This window comes from Gluconacetobacter brunescens, assembly GCF_048695475.1.
In the GTDB taxonomy this organism is placed as follows: domain Bacteria; phylum Pseudomonadota; class Alphaproteobacteria; order Acetobacterales; family Acetobacteraceae; genus Gluconacetobacter.
This window is the reverse complement of sequence record NZ_JBLHEN010000001.1, coordinates 1,473,006-1,487,267: the sequence shown is the minus strand read 5'-3', so window position 1 is coordinate 1,487,267 and position 14,262 is coordinate 1,473,006. Positions and strand designations below refer to the sequence as shown.

The 14,262-nt window shown below is 69.1% G+C and carries 10 protein-coding genes; 5 read left to right on the top strand and 5 right to left on the bottom strand.

The genetic code is table 11. The features are described 5' to 3' along the window. Positions 1 to 13: 13 nt before the first annotated feature. The 5 genes from ACMAUO_RS06675 to ACMAUO_RS06655 all read right to left on the bottom strand — a co-directional run bounded on the left by ACMAUO_RS06675 (position 14) and on the right by ACMAUO_RS06655 (position 8,471). Positions 14 to 2,344 carry a xanthine dehydrogenase family protein molybdopterin-binding subunit gene (locus ACMAUO_RS06675; RefSeq protein ID WP_420356143.1) on the bottom strand — a complete coding sequence of 777 codons (2,331 nt, stop codon included), beginning with the start codon at positions 2,342 to 2,344 and terminating at the stop codon, positions 14 to 16. Continuing rightward, positions 2,337 to 2,813: a (2Fe-2S)-binding protein gene (locus tag ACMAUO_RS06670; protein WP_420356142.1), complete on the bottom strand. Its 477-nt coding sequence runs from the start codon at positions 2,811 to 2,813 to the stop codon at positions 2,337 to 2,339. The genes ACMAUO_RS06675 and ACMAUO_RS06670 overlap by 8 nt, the downstream gene beginning before the upstream one ends. A gap of 16 nt (positions 2,814 to 2,829) precedes the next feature. Then, positions 2,830 to 4,176 carry a c-type cytochrome gene (locus tag ACMAUO_RS06665; RefSeq protein ID WP_420356141.1) on the bottom strand — a complete coding sequence of 449 codons (1,347 nt, stop codon included), beginning with the start codon at positions 4,174 to 4,176 and terminating at the stop codon, positions 2,830 to 2,832. A 254-nt stretch (positions 4,177 to 4,430) separates the two neighbouring features. Next, a complete protein-coding gene (locus ACMAUO_RS06660; protein ID WP_420356140.1) occupies positions 4,431 to 6,818 on the bottom strand; it encodes a glucose/quinate/shikimate family membrane-bound PQQ-dependent dehydrogenase in 2,388 nt (795 codons plus the stop codon). Between the two features lie 168 nt (positions 6,819 to 6,986). Continuing rightward, a complete protein-coding gene (locus ACMAUO_RS06655) occupies positions 6,987 to 8,471 on the bottom strand; it encodes a mannitol dehydrogenase family protein (RefSeq protein ID WP_420356139.1) in 1,485 nt (494 codons plus the stop codon). Between the two features lie 233 nt (positions 8,472 to 8,704). Here ACMAUO_RS06655 and rpmI point away from each other — a divergent pair, with 233 nt between their 5' ends. The 5 genes from rpmI (at position 8,705) to lpxB (ending at position 14,153) form a co-directional block, all read left to right on the top strand. After that, the gene (rpmI, locus tag ACMAUO_RS06650; RefSeq protein WP_114729229.1) at positions 8,705 to 8,908 is read left to right on the top strand and encodes a 50S ribosomal protein L35; all 204 of its coding nucleotides are present in this window, start codon (positions 8,705 to 8,707) and stop codon (positions 8,906 to 8,908) included. 14 nt (positions 8,909 to 8,922) lie between these two features. Further along, positions 8,923 to 9,282, top strand: coding sequence for a 50S ribosomal protein L20 (gene rplT, locus ACMAUO_RS06645; RefSeq protein WP_114729155.1), 360 nt, complete (start codon positions 8,923 to 8,925; stop codon positions 9,280 to 9,282). Between the two features lie 162 nt (positions 9,283 to 9,444). Continuing rightward, positions 9,445 to 10,515: a phenylalanine--tRNA ligase subunit alpha gene (gene pheS, locus ACMAUO_RS06640; protein ID WP_420356138.1), complete on the top strand. Its 1,071-nt coding sequence runs from the start codon at positions 9,445 to 9,447 to the stop codon at positions 10,513 to 10,515. A 3-nt stretch (positions 10,516 to 10,518) separates the two neighbouring features. Then, entirely contained in the window at positions 10,519 to 12,987 is a 2,469-nt protein-coding gene (gene pheT, locus ACMAUO_RS06635) for a phenylalanine--tRNA ligase subunit beta (RefSeq protein ID WP_420356137.1), read from the top strand. A gap of 5 nt (positions 12,988 to 12,992) precedes the next feature. Next, positions 12,993 to 14,153, top strand: coding sequence for a lipid-A-disaccharide synthase (gene lpxB, locus ACMAUO_RS06630; RefSeq protein WP_420356136.1), 1,161 nt, complete (start codon positions 12,993 to 12,995; stop codon positions 14,151 to 14,153). Positions 14,154 to 14,262: the final 109 nt, after the last annotated feature.

The window sequence follows — 14,262 nt, the reverse complement described above, 5'->3', positions numbered from 1 at the left end:
GCCCGCTGGGGGATCAGGCGGCTGAAGCGCCCTTTTCCTTCAATGCGCGCAGCACGTCCGCCGGGCGGATGGGCAGGTGGCGCATGCGCACGCCCACGGCGTTGAAGATGGCGTTGCCGATCGCGGGCGCCACGACCGTGGTGCCGGGTTCGCCCAGGCCGGTCGGTTTTTCGGTGCTGGGGAGGAATTCGATCTCCATCTCCGGCACGTCGGCGATGCGCAGCGGGGTGTAGGTGTTGAGGTTGCGGTCGCGGGGGAGGCCGCCGACGATCTCCGAGCCCTCGAACAGTGCCATGCTCAGGCCCCACAGGGCCGCGCCCTCGGTCTGGGCGCGGGCGCCGTCGGGGTCGACGATGGTGCCGGCATCGACCACGATCGTCAGTTTCTGGCAGTGGACGATGCCGGTGGCGCGGTCGACATGGACCTGGGCGGCGCAGGCGATCCAGGTCGGCATGCCGCGTTCCTGGCCGAAGGTGGTGGCGATGCCCAATGCGGTGTCCTTGGGCAGGGTGCGGCCCCAGCCGGCTTTTTCGGCGACGCGGCGGACGACGGCGGCCTGGCGGAGGGCGCCGCCGGTGGAATCCGGGGCCTCGCCCTTGTTGCGGCCGGCGCCGGTGAGGTGTTCCAGCCGGAACTGGACCGGGTCCTTGCCCTGGATGTGGGCGATTTCATCCCACGAGGATTCCAGGCCCCAGCTCACCCAGCCGGGGCTGACCGAGCGCAGCCAGCCGGGACGGAAGGTGCGGTTGGCGAGATCGTTGGACAGCGCGCGGACGCGCAGCGGCCCGACCTCGTACCAATGGTCGCCGCCGGCGATGGCGAAGGGGTCGTAGGGCTTGCCGTCCACGCCCTTGGACATGAAGGCGGCGGCCATGACCTGCGTCGGCCAGCCGGCGGAGGCATGGTATTCCATCGCCGTGATCGCCTTCCTGTCGTCCAGGGCCATGCGGATGCGCTGGATCGAGGGCGAGCGGAAGGAATCGAACTGCATGTCGTCCGAGCGCGTCAGGATCAGCTTGACGGGCTTGCCCAGCGCCTTCGAGGCGAGGGCCGCCGGGATCATGTAGTCGCCGTTCAGCCGGCGGCCGAAGCCGCCGCCCAGCAGGTAGCTGCGCAGGACGATGCTCTTTTCCGGCCGGCCCAGCGCCTTCGCCAGCGTCGGCAGGATCAGCGACTGCCACTGGTTGCCGGCGTGGATTTCGAAGATGCCGTCCTTCTCGAACGCCAGCGCGTTGGTCGGTTCGAGCTGGTAGTGCATCACCGAGGCGCAGGTGTAATCCTGCGAGAAGGTCGAGGCGGCGGCGGCGAAGGTGCTGTCCACGCCCTTGTCGTCGAACACCATCACGCCGCCTTCCTTGCGGTCGATCTGGGTTCTTCCGTGGTCGATGATGTCCTTTTCGGAGACGTTGATCGTCTCGCCCGGGGCCCAGTCGACCTTCAGCAGGTCGGCGGCGCGGATGGCGGCGCTGTAGGTGTCGGCGATGGCGACCACCCAGCCCTGTACGACCTCCGACGGGTCCTCGATCACCAGATAGCGCTGGTAGCCCTTGATGGCGCGGGCGGCGCTGTCATCGACCGAGCGGACGCGCGAGCCGTAGCGGGTGGGCGGCATCTTGGGCCGGGCATAGACCATGCCCTCGACCTTGGCGTCGATGCCGTAGATGGCGGTGCCGTTGGTCTTGCCGGGGATGTCGAGCGCCTTGAGGTCGTCATTGCCGATCAGGTGGCGGTCGGCGGCCGGCTTGAGCGGCAGCTTGGCCAGTTCGTCGGGCGTGAAGCTGCGGGCCGGGTGGGCGCGGGCGACGATGTCGCCGTAGCTGATGCTCTTCGTGCCGGCGATGACCATGCCGTCGCGGGTGGTGCACTGGGATGCGGGCACGCCGAGCAGGGTGGCGCCGGCGTCGGTCAGGGCGATGCGCGCGGCGGCGCCGGCCTGGCGGAAGACGTCCCACGTCATCCACACCGACCAGCTTCCGCCGGTGACCATCAGGCCCCATTTGGGGTCGCTGTCCACGTAGTTGATCTTTACGTGGGCCCAGTCGGCGTTCATCTCGTCGGCGATGATGCGGGCCAGGGCGGTGCCGATATGCTGGCCCATCTCGGCGCGGATGATGTTGACGGTGATGGTGCCGTCGGGGGCGATGGCGCACCAGATCGTGGGCTCGAACGCGCCGTCGCCGGGCAGGCCCATCGCGGGGAACTGCTGCGAGGCGCGGGGGATGGCGGGGAAGCCGAACATGACGCCCGCGCCGACGGCCGCCATCAGGAAGCCGCGCCGCGAGAGCCCGTTGCCGGCCTCGCCTCCGGCCCGCTGGCCGAGCCCCATGCGACCGAGCTTACCCATTGGACGGTTCTCCCCCGGCGGCGGCGGCCGCGGCCTTCTTGATGGCGTCGCGGATGCGGATATAGGTCATGCAGCGGCACAGCGAGCCGCCCATCACCGCGTAGATATCCGCGTCGGTCGGTTGCGGAAAATCCTTCAGCAGGCTGGCGGCCTGCATGATCTGGCCGGACTGGCAGTAGCCGCATTGCGGGACCTGCAAGTCCTTCCACGCTTCCTGCACCGGGTGGTTGCCCGCCGGGTCCAGCCCCTCGATGGTCGTGATGTCGGCGCCGGCGACCGCCGAGACCGGGGTGATGCAGGAACGGGTGGCGCGGCCGCCCACATGCACGGTGCAGGCACCGCACATGCCGATGCCGCAGCCGAACTTGGTGCCGGTCAGGCCGATTTCGTCACGGATCACCCATAGCAGGGGGGTGTCCTCGGGAACGTCGACCGATATGTCGTGGCCATTGAGCCGAAAACTGGTCATGTCGGGACTCCGTCTCTCAATGGGACGCGGCGACCGGTGGGGCCGGAAGCGTCGCGCGGACGGCGGCGGCTTTCTTCTCCAGGTCGGTCCAGGGCGGCAGGGTGGTGCGGGTGCGGCGCAGATAGGCGGCCAGTCGCGCCAGGTCGGCGTCGGTCAGCGCGTGATAGAAGCTGGGCATGGTGATGCCGTCCTGCCCTTCCTCGGTGCCGATGCCGCGCAGGATCACCTGGTAGAGGTTGGTGGGGTCGTCCAGCCACAGCGCGTTGTTCAGCGCCAGTTCTGGGCGGCCCAGCACCGGCTGCGCGCCGGTATTGGCGTGGCAGGCCGCGCAGGCGCCCTGGTAGAGCCGTGCGTCGGCGTCGGAGGTCTGCGGCGTGGTCAGGTCGCGGGTCGAGGTGGCCATGGCCGTGGCCAGATGCTGGGCGTCGCCGGGCTGGCGGGCGTCGGCATGGTCGATATTGGCCAGGTAGTGGGCGATGGCGCGGACGTCGGATTCCGGCATCTCGCTGAGGCCGCCATGGACCACGGGCGACATCGGGCCGGCGGCGCTGCCATGCAGCGGGGCGACGCCGTAGCGCAGATACTGGAAGAACTCGTTTTCCGTCCAGGTGACGGGGGTGGGGTTGGTGGCGTTGAGCGGCGGGGCGATCCAGTTATCGACCGGGGCGCCGTCATAGGGGGCGCTGGCCTTCTCGGCCCCCATCGCGTTGCGCGGGGTGTGGCAGGCGCTGCAATGGCTCAGGCCCTCGGCGAGGTAGGCGCCGCGATTCCACTGGGCGTCATGCGCCGGGTCGTTGGTGTACGCGCCCGGATGCAGGAACAGCAGCTTCCAGCCGGCCTGGAGGATGCGCATGTTGAACGGGAAGGGCAGCGTGTTCTCGCGCTTGACCGACGCGACCGGCTTCTGCGCCATCAGGAACGCATAGACATCGGCGATGTCGGCGTCGGTCATGTGCGTGAAATGGTCGAACGGGAAGGCGGGGAACAGGTTGGCGCCGTCACGCGACACGCCGTAGCGCATGGCGCGGGTGAAGGCGGCCAGCGACCAGGTGCCGATGCCGGTCTTGGCATCCGGCGTGATGTTGCTGGAATAGATGGTGCCGAAGGGCGTGGCCATGGCGTAGTCGCCGGCCAGGGGGATGCCCGGCTGCCCGTCGCGGCGGGTGTGGCATTCCGCGCAATAGCCGCCGGCGGCGAGGACGCGCCCGCGCTCGACGCTCTCGGCGGCGAAGCTGGTGGCGGCGGGGGGCGCTATCGGGGCGATGGCGGGGTGCAGGGCGTAGGCCAGGAAGCCCACGCCGGCGACGGCGCCGAGACCGACCGCGCCGGCTGCGAGGCGCAGGATGGCGGTGCGGCTGATCATGAATCTCTGGTGGACGGAAGCCGCATGTCGTCACCCCTCTGTCATGCGCGGTGGCAGATTGCCGTGCGTGCGGACTTTGCGGGGTGGAAAAAGCTGTCCGTCCCTGTCCGTCTTGTGCCGGGCGGCCCCTCTTATGGAGCCGCCCGGCAGCCTGCAACCAGAAAGCAGGCTTTGTGACGAAATATTAATCAATAAACCGTGAATTTTAACAATCACAATTTATTGAGATTTTCGTCACCGACGGAGGGAGGCGGTCAATGTCCTTCAGGCAGGGCGTAGGCCACCACGTAATCGCCCAGTCTGGTGCCGAACGAGCCGTGGCCGCCATCGGCGGTGACGATGAACTGACGCCCGCCCACCGCATAGGTCATCGGGGTGGACTGGCCGCCGGCCGGCAGGCGGTCCTGCCAGAGCTGGCGGCCGGTGGTGACGTCATAGGCGCGGATATAATAATCGGCCGTCGAGGTGAGGAACGCAACGCCGCCGGCCGTGGTCAGCGGGCCGCCCAGGCTGGGGATGCCGACCTTGAAGGGTAGGGGCAGCGGCGCGCTGTCGCGGATCGTGCCGTTGCGGTGCATCCAGACGATCTTGTTCGTCCGCAGGTCGATGCCCGCCATGTAGCCCCAGCCCGGCTGCTTGCACGGCAGGCCCAGCGGCGACAGGAACGGGTTGAGCGTGACGCCGTAGGGCACGCCGAACTGCGGCTGGACGCCGGTTTCGGACCCGGACGGCGAGGCATTGTCCGGCGAGGCCGGGTTGCCGGGGCCGCGCGGGATCAGGCGCGAGACGAAGGGAATGGCGATGGGGTTGGCGATGGCGATCTGCCGCTGCGGATCGACCGCAAGGCCGCCCCATTCGAACATGCCCAGATTGCCGGGGAACACCAGCGTGCCCTGGAGCGACGGCGGGGTAAACGGTCCGTCATAGCGCAACTGGTGGAACATGATGCGGCACATGAGCTGGTCGAACATCGTGCCGCCCCACATGTCGGCGTCCGTCAAATTGTTCTTCGGCCGGAAGGTCAGCTCGGAGAAGGGCTGGGTGGGGGAGAGGTGGTCGCCGGGGGCCGGGCCCTGCGGCACTTTCGTCTCCGGCGCGGGAACGACCAGCGCGCCGGTGCGGCGGTCGAGCACGAAGATGTTGCCGGTCTTGGCCGGGGCGTAGAGGGTCGGCACGATTTCGCCCGAGGCGGTGCGGATATCGACCAGGCTGGGCTGGGCGGGGATGTCCATGTCCCACAAATCGTGATGCACGGTCTGGTAGGACCAGGCCAGCCTGCCGGTGTCGGCGTTGAGCGCCACGATCGAACTTGCATAGCGCTCGGCGTCCGACGTGCGGTTGCCGCCCCAGATGTCGGGGGTCTGCACGCCCATGGGGATGTAGATCAGGTTCAGTTTCGGGTCGTAGGACGACACGATCCAGGAATTGGGCGAGTTGGGAACGAAATGATGCGTCTCGGACGGCATCTCGTTCGGGTCGGGGTTGCCGGGGTCGAAGGCCCAGATCAACTGGCCGGTATAGACGTCGAACCCGCGCGTGACGCCCGAGGGCTCATGGGTGGAGTAATTGTCGATCACCGCGCCCGAGACGATCACCGCCTTGTCGGTGACGACCGGGGGCGACGTGGCCTCGTAGAAGCCCGGTGTCTTGATCGTCATGTGTTCCTGGAGGTCGATGACGCCGTTGTCGCCGAAATGGGAGCAGCGGTCGCCGGTCTCGGCGTCCAGCGCGTAGAGGTGGCCGTCATTGGTCGGCAGGAAGATGCGGCGCGGGCAGTCGATCGGGGCCTGCGCGCCGTCGATCGTCTCGGCGCCCGGCTGGGTCTCGTGGTAGGAGACGCCACGGCAGGTCATGTGCTGGAAGGTGGCGTTGTATTTGATCTGCGGATCGAACTTCCATTTCTGCTTGCCGGTCGCGGCGTCGAGCGCGAACAGGATCTGGTGCGGCGAGCAGAGATAGACGGTGTCGCGGATCTTGATCGGCGTGACTTCGTCGGTGAATTCGCCCGGGTCGTCGGGGCGCTTCATGTCGCCGGTGCGGAAGGTCCAGGCCACTTTCAGGTCGTGCACGTTGGCGGTGGTGATCTGCTTCAGCGGGCTGAAGCGGTCGCCGAACTGGGTGCGGCCGTAGGCCCGCCAGTCTTCGTCGGGCATTTCGGTGGCGTCGCCCGGCGTCGGCGCGTTGCTGGCGAGCTGGGGCAGGGCGCCGGCGCGGTCCTGCGGGTCGTTCATCAGGGCGGCGGCGATGACGGCGACGGCCGCCACCACCGAGGCGCGCAGCGGCAGGATGGTCGCGACGCTGGCGGGGCCGAGATGGCGCGTGACCGGCGGCAGCAGCAGCCAGATGCCCAGCGGCACCAGCACGTCGCCGCGCGGCGCCAGGGCCCAGAAATCGAAACCGACCTCCTTTACCGCCCAGATCATGGTCCCGATCAGCAGGGCGGCGTAGACCCACAGGGCCTCGCGCCGCCCGCGAAACAGCAGCCCCGCCGTGACCAGCATCGCCAGTCCGGCGAGCAGGTAGTAAGGCGACCCGCCGAGCGCGGCGAGCCAGACGCCCCCCGCCAGCAGATAGAGGCCGATCAGGATGAAGATCCCGGCGGTAAGGGTAAGCACGGGAGGCGTCCCGTTTCGATTTTTCATGAACTATCCGATAACTGTTAAAAACGGATCGCGGATGCGCGACGGGCGTCCAGGCGTCGCGATCACGGCGGCCATGCGGTGCGTAACAACGTTTCAACGTGATGTGAAACGTTATCAACTTTCCGTGTTGTCTTTCGGTGCCGCTGGCGGCCGTGCCGGATGGTCAGGTCAGGAGGTGGACTCCGGGGGGCTGACGAGGGCGCGGAGGCAGGCGCGGGTGCCGCCGGTGCGCAGGAATGTGCGGGTCCGGGTGAACAGATCCACGAAGGAGGGATGGTCGCGCAGGCCCCAGCCGGCGAAGACCGACATATCCAGCGCCTTCGCCGGGTCCTCGTCCGCCGCCAGGGCGAGGTCTTCGGGGCTGAGATGGGGTTCGTGGAGCTCGTAGGTGGCGCCGGTATCGTCGTGGCCGCGCAGATATTCGGCGAAGCAGGACAGCAGGAAGGCGATGCGCGCGGCATCCGCCCCGCGTGCCAGCGTGCCCTCGGCGGTGGGGCGGACGAAGACCGGCAGTTTCGAGGCGCTGTCGGAGGCGATGCGGGGGAGTTGGTCGCTGATGGCCACGTTGCTGAAGCGGCGCAGGAGCTGGGCGGCGTAGGCGCGGAGTTCCATGCCCGGCGGGGCCTCGAGCAGCGGTTCGGCATCCTGGGCCAGGTACTGTTCCAGCAGCGCCACGACGTCGGGGTTGTGCATGATGTCGCTGACGATGCGGTAGCCCATCAGCATGCCGGGCAGGCCGAGCATGGAGTGCGAGGCGTTGAGCATCCGCAGCTTGACCTGCTCGTAGGGCGTGACGTCGCCGGTGAACAGGGCGCCGACATCCTCCAGCGGCGGGCGGCCGGCGCAGAATTTATCCTCGATCACCCACTGGATGAAATCCTCGCAGAAGACGGGCACGCGGTCGTCGACGCCGCTGCCGGTATCCAGGCGCGTGATGTCCAGCGGGCCGACGCCTGGGGTGATGCGGTCGACCATGGTGCTGGGGAAGGTGACGTGGGCCGCGATCCAGTCCGCCAGCTCGGCGTCGCGGGCGCGGGCCCAGGTGAGGAAGGCGGTGCGGGCGACGCGGCCGTTATGCGGCAGATTGTCGCAGGAGAGGACCGTGAAGGGGCCGGTGCCGGCGTCGCGGCGCAGGCGAAGGGCCTCGGTGACCAGGCCGAAGACGGTGTGCGGCACCGGGCGGGCGAGGTCTTCGGCGATCGTGGGGTGGTCGAGCTGGAAGCGGCCGTCGGCGTCGATGTAATAGCCGCCTTCGGTGACGGTGAGGCTGACGATGCGGATCGCCGGGTCGGCCAGGCGATGGATGGCGGCCGCGCGGTCGTCGGGCGCGTGCAGGTATTCCACGATCGAGCCGACGAAGCGCACCGTGTCGGGCGCGTCGGCCGGGCATTCGGTGAGGGTGTAGAGCCCGTGCTGGGCCAGCAGGGCCTCGGCCTTGGCGCGCTCGTGCGCGTCGTCCATCACGCCGATGCCTACGATGCCCCATTGCGCGTTGCCCGGCCGCGCCAGCACGCGGTCGAGATAGACCGCCTGGTGGGCGCGGTGGAAATTGCCCACGCTGAGATGGGCGATGCCGGGGCGCACGGCGGCCCGGTCGTATGACGGGACCAGCACGGCGGGCGGGACCGCGCCGAAGGGGGGGAGGATTGTCATGGGATGATCCCTGGTTGATGGCCGGTTGGCAGGTTGGTCGCCTTGTGCCCGGCGGCTTCGAGGGTGCATCCCGTCATTGCGGGTCGAAAGAGGGAACGCAAGGCTTGATTGCGGGGCGAGGTTTGTCTATAGGCAGCGCCTGTTCGCGCGTCCGGGCCTGAAATGGGCATGCCCGGCCGTGACTGCTGCCTGACCGTTCGCGGTCGCAGCCCGCAGAATTGAAGGAGATGAAAATGCCCAAGATGAAGACCAAGTCGTCGGTCAAGAAGCGGTTCAAGATCACCGCGACCGGCAAGGTGCTGGCTGGGCCGGGCAACAAGCGCCACGGCCTGATCAACCGCTCGCAGAAGATGAAGCGCACCAACCGCGGCTCGCAGACCCTGACCGAAATGGACGGGAAGACTGTGAAGCAGTGGGCGCCCTACGGGCTGGCATAAGGAGCACCTGAAACATGGCACGTGTAAAACGGGGCGTCACGACGCACGCCCGTCACAAGAAGGTCCTTGAGCAGTCCAAGGGCTTCCGCGGCCGGTCTTCGACCAACTACCGCATTGCCCTGGAGCGCCTGGAAAAGTCGCTTCAGTATGCCTACCGCGATCGCCGGAACAAGAAGCGCGATTTCCGCGCCCTGTGGATCCAGCGCATCAATGCCGCGGTGCGCGAGCATGGCCTGACCTACAGCAAGTTCATCTTCGCGCTGGACAAGGCCGGGATCGAGATCGACCGCAAGGTGCTGGCCGCCATCGCGTATGACGATGCCGCCTCCTTTGCCGAGATCGTGAAGAAGGCGCAGGCTGCCCTCGCAGCCTGATTGCTCCTTTACGGTGGTGATCTGGAACGGGCTGCCCCCACAAGGGGCGGCCCGTTCTGCATTTGGGGGGTTTATTCCCGCCGTCGGAGGCTGTATCCGCGCAGGTCTGCGGTTTATCGCCCCCTGACTTGTCTATCGCGTGTCTGTTTCCAGCGAGGTGCCATGAGCGACGATCTCGAAACCCTGCGGCAGGAGACGCTGGCCGCGCTCGCCGCCGCCGGCGACCGGCGGGAATGGGATGCCGTGCGTGTGGGCACGCTGGGCAAGTCGGGCCGGCTGACCGGCCTGCTGAAGGAACTGGGCCGGATGTCGCCCGAGGAGCGCAAGCTGCGCGGCGGGGCGCTGAACCGCCTGCGCGACGACCTGTCGCGCGCCATCGAGGAACGGGGGGCGGAGATCGAGGCCGCGATCCTGAATGCGCGGCTGGCCGCCGAGCGGGTGGACGTGACGCTGCCGGCGCGGCCCGAATCGCAGGGGGCGATCCATCCGATCAGCCGCACCATGGAAGAGATGGCCGCCATTTTCGGCGCCATGGGCTTCAAGGTGGCCGAGGGGCCGGATATCGAGACCGACTGGCATAATTTCTCGGCGCTCAATACGCCCGACCATCATCCGGCGCGCACCGACCAGGATACGTTCTATCTGCCGGCCGAGCAGGGCAGCCTGCGCGAGCGGGTGCTGCGCACCCAGACCTCTGGCGTGCAGATCCGCACCATGCTGGGGCAGGAGCCGCCGATCCGCATCATCGCGCCGGGGCGGACCTATCGCGCCGACCATGATGCCACCCATTCGCCGATGTTCCATCAGTGCGAGGGGCTGGTGATCGACCGGGGGATCACGCTGGCGCATCTGAAGGGCTGCCTGATCGATTTCCTGCGCGCCTATTTCGGCCAGCCGAGCCTGCCGGTGCGGTTCCGGGCCTCGTATTTCCCGTTCACCGAGCCGTCGATGGAGGTGGATATCGGCTGGTCGCGCAAGACCGGCGAGATCGGCGGCGGCGGCGACTGGCTGGAGGTGCTGGGCTCGGGCATGGTGCATCCGCGCGTGCTGGCCAATTGCGGGCTGGACCCGCGCGAGTGGCAGGGCTTCGCCTTCGGGATGGGGATCGAGCGCCTGACGATGCTGCGCCACGGAATTCCGGACCTGCGTTCGTTCTATGAGAGCGACGTGCGCTGGCTGCGCCATTACGGCACCAGCCCGCTGTCGCCGGCCCTGCTGCATGAAGGTCTGTGATCGATGAAGTTCACCCTGTCCTGGCTGCGCGACCATCTGGATACAAATGCCTCGGTCGATGATATCTGCGCCAAGCTGAACACGATCGGGCTGGAGGTGGAGGGCGTCGAAGACCCCGGCGCCAAGCTGGCCCCCTTCCGCACCGCCCGCATCATCGAGGCCGTGCAGCACCCCAATGCCGACCGGCTGCGCGTCTGCCGCGTCGATGCCGGGCCGGGCTTCGAGGAGGTGCAGGTGGTCTGCGGCGCGCCGAACGCGCGCACCGGGCTGTCGGTGATCTTCGCGCCGCCGGGAACGTGGATTCCGGGGTCGGACATCACCATCAAGGCCGGGTCGATCCGGGGCGAGGCCAGCGGCGGCATGCTGTGCTCGCTGCGCGAGCTGGGGCTGGGCGACGAGCATGACGGCATCGCCGAACTGCCCGAGGGCACGGTGACCGGTCTTTCCTATGCCGATTTCGCCGGGCTGGACGATCCGGTGATCGAGATTGCGGTGACGCCGAACCGGGGCGATGCGCTGGCGGTGCGCGGCATTGCCCGTGACCTGGCGGCGGCGGGGCTGGGGCATCTGCGGCCCTGGCTGGCCGAGACCGTGGAAGGCACCTTCGACTCGCCGGTGACGTGGGCCAACGACTTCCCCGAAGCCTGCCCGTGGGTGCTGGGGCGGACCGTGCGCGGCGTGCGCAACGGGCCCAGCCCGGACTGGTTGCAGAAGCGGCTGCGGGCGATCGGGCTGCGGCCGATCTCGGCACTGGTGGATATCACCAATTTCTTCGCCTTCGATCTGGGCCGGCCGCTGCATGTATTCGATGCCGACCGGGTGACCGGCGGCCGGCTGACGATCTGCCGGGGCGCCGGCGAGCGCTTCCGCGCGCTGGACGGGCGCGATGTGGTGGTGTCGCCCGAGGATTGCGTGATTGCCGATGCGGCCGGGGTGCAGTCCCTGGCCGGGATCATGGGCGGCGAGGCGACCGGGGCCACCGACGAGACCACGACTGTATTCGTGGAATGCGCGCTGTTCGACCCGGTGCGGATCGCGCTGAGCGGGCGCCGGCTGGGGCTGCATTCCGATGCGCGGCATCGCTTCGAGCGCGGTGTGGACCAGGCGTTGCCGGTGGCGGCGCTGGAGGCGGCGACGCGGATGATCATCGAGCTGTGCGGCGGCGAGGCCAGCGAGGTGGTTTCGGCCGGCGAGGCGCCGGCGTGGCAGCGGGAGGCGCATCTGCGCTTCGCGCGGATTGCCGGGCTGGGCGGGCTGGATGTGCCGGCGGACGAGGCCGTGGCGTCGCTGGAGGCGCTGGGCTTTGAAGTGCGCGCGCGCGACGAGGCGCGGGTGGTGGTGGATGTGCCGTCCTGGCGCAACGACATCGCCATGAAGATGGTGCTGGACCAGGCGCCGGATCTTTCGGCCGAGCGGGCCTTTGCCGCCGCCGAGGGGGCCGTGGCGGTCGATTCGGAGTGCGACCTGATCGAGGAGATCCTGCGTCTGCGCGGGCTGGATTCGATTGCGCCGGTGTCGCTGCCCGCGCTGTCCGCCGTGCCGCTGCCGGCGCTGACGCCGCGCCAGACGCGGACGGCCACGGCGCGGCGCGTGCTGGCGGCGCGTGGGCTGATGGAGACGGTGGCGTATTCCTTCGCGGCGCAGGAGGCGTGCGCGCGCTTTGGTGCGGTGCCGGAGAGCCTGCGTCTGCTGAACCCGATCGCGGCCGACCTGGACCAGATGCGGCCGACGCCGCTGGTGAACCTGCTGGCGGCCGTCGAGCGCAATACGGCGCGGGGTTATCCGGATCTGGGGCTGTTCGAGGTCGGGCCGGGTTTCTCGGACGCCGGGCAGAGGCAGATTGCGGCGGCGCTGCGCAGCGGGCACGCGCCGCGCTTCCCCGGCCGGGCGGCCGAGCCGGTCGATCTGTGGGATGCCAAGGCTGATGCGCTGGCGGTGCTGGCCGCGCTGGGGGCGCCCGTCGAGGGTGTCAGCGTGACGGCGGATGCGCCGGGCCATTATCATCCGGGTCGGTCCGGCGTGCTGCGGCAGGGGCCGAAGATCGTGCTGGGCGTGTTCGGGCAGTTGCATCCGGCGCTGCTGGCCGGGCGGGGGCTGGACCGGCCGGTGGTGGGGTTCGAACTGTTCCTCGACGCGATCGCCGAGCCCAAGCGGCGGCGGCGGGCGGCGCCCGAACTGTCGGCGTTCCAGCCGGTGCATCGGGATTTCGCCTTCGTCGTCGGGCGCGATGTGGCGGCCGAGGCCGTGCTGCGCGCGGCGCGGGGCGCCGAGCGGACGCTGATTGCCGGCGTGCGGCTGTTCGACGTCTATGAGGGCGACAAGGTGCCCGAGGGCAGCAAGTCGCTGGGCGTGGAGGTGACGTTGCAGCCCCTCAAGGCCAGCCTGACCGATGCCGAGATCGAGGCCGTGTGCGCTGCCGTGGTGGCGGCGGTGCAGAAGGCCTGCGGGGCGACGCTGCGCGGGGAAGGCTGACCCGCATGGCGGAGGCCGCGCCCGGCCGGACGGTCTGGCTCCTGGCCGGCGAGGCCAGCGGCGACGTGCTGGGGGCGCGGCTGATGGCGGCGCTGCGCCGGCGGGACCCGACGCTGCGGTTCGCCGGGGTCGGCGGCACGCGGATGGAGGAAGCCGGGCTGCGCAGCCTGTTTCCGCTGCGCGACCTGGCGGTGATGGGGCTGGTGGAAGTGCTGCCCCGGCTGCGGCATCTCTCACGCCGGCTGGACCAGGCGGTCGCGGATATCGCGGCGACGCGGCCCGACCTGGTGGTGACGATCGACAGCCCCGGCTTTGCGCTGCGCCTGCTGCGGCGCATCGCGGATCTGGGCATTCCGCGCGTGCATTATGTCGCGCCGCAGGTGTGGGCGTGGCGGGAGCACCGGGTGCGGGAATTTCCCGGCCTGTGGGACCGGCTGCTGTGCCTGTTGCCGTTCGAGCCCGATTTTTTTGGCCGGCATGGGCTCGATGCGCGGTTTGTCGGCCATCCGGTGCTGCAATCGGGCGTCGATCGGGGGGATGGGGCGGCGTTTCGGGCGCGGCATGGCATTGCGCCCGACACGCCGGTGCTGATCCTGATGCCCGGCAGCCGCCGGTCGGAGGCGCCGCGCCTGTTGCCGGTGCTGGGGCGGACGCTGCGCATCCTGATGGCGACCTGTCCGGGGATCGTGCCGGTGGTGCCGGTTTCGCCCGTGGTGGCGGATGTGGTGCGGCGGGGCGTGGCCGACTGGCCGCTGCGGCCGATCGTGGTGACCGATCTGGCGGAAAAGCACGATGCCTTCGCGGCGGCGGGGGCGGCGCTGACCAAATCGGGAACCTCGACGCTGGAACTGGCGCTGGCCGGGGTGCCGATGGCGGTGACCTATCGCGTCAACCCGATCACGGCGGCGCTGGCGCGGCGGCTGATCCGTGTGCCTTATGTCGCGATGGTCAATCTGCTGGCCGGGCATCGGCTGGTGCCGGAATTGTTGCAGGAACGCTGCCGGCCCGGTCTGCTGGCGGACACCGTGCATCGGCTGCTGACCGACAGGCACAGCGCCGCCCTGCAACGCGCGGGCTTTCGCGCCATCGCGGCTTCGCTGGCCGCGCCGAAGGGTGACCCGGACGATGCGGCGGCGGCCGAGCTGATGGCGGTGCTGGGGACGTGATCCTGCTTCTTTCCTGACCGGCGCGGGAAAAGAACGGAACCTGTCGCCTGTTATGGGTGGACTGGCGCGCCTTTATCTTCGGGATCGACGCGCCGGCCGCGCGTTTGGC

Coding starts and splice junctions, on each gene's coding strand:
- ACMAUO_RS06675 (WP_420356143.1), bottom strand. CDS start 2,344: ATGGGTAAGCTCGGTCGCATGGGGCTCGGCCAGCGGGCCGGAGGCGAG.
- ACMAUO_RS06670 (WP_420356142.1), bottom strand. CDS start 2,813: ATGACCAGTTTTCGGCTCAATGGCCACGACATATCGGTCGACGTTCCC.
- ACMAUO_RS06665 (WP_420356141.1), bottom strand. CDS start 4,176: ATGATCAGCCGCACCGCCATCCTGCGCCTCGCAGCCGGCGCGGTCGGT.
- ACMAUO_RS06660 (WP_420356140.1), bottom strand. CDS start 6,818: ATGAAAAATCGAAACGGGACGCCTCCCGTGCTTACCCTTACCGCCGGG.
- ACMAUO_RS06655 (WP_420356139.1), bottom strand. CDS start 8,471: ATGACAATCCTCCCCCCCTTCGGCGCGGTCCCGCCCGCCGTGCTGGTC.
- rpmI (WP_114729229.1), top strand. CDS start 8,705: ATGCCCAAGATGAAGACCAAGTCGTCGGTCAAGAAGCGGTTCAAGATC.
- rplT (WP_114729155.1), top strand. CDS start 8,923: ATGGCACGTGTAAAACGGGGCGTCACGACGCACGCCCGTCACAAGAAG.
- pheS (WP_420356138.1), top strand. CDS start 9,445: ATGAGCGACGATCTCGAAACCCTGCGGCAGGAGACGCTGGCCGCGCTC.
- pheT (WP_420356137.1), top strand. CDS start 10,519: ATGAAGTTCACCCTGTCCTGGCTGCGCGACCATCTGGATACAAATGCC.
- lpxB (WP_420356136.1), top strand. CDS start 12,993: ATGGCGGAGGCCGCGCCCGGCCGGACGGTCTGGCTCCTGGCCGGCGAG.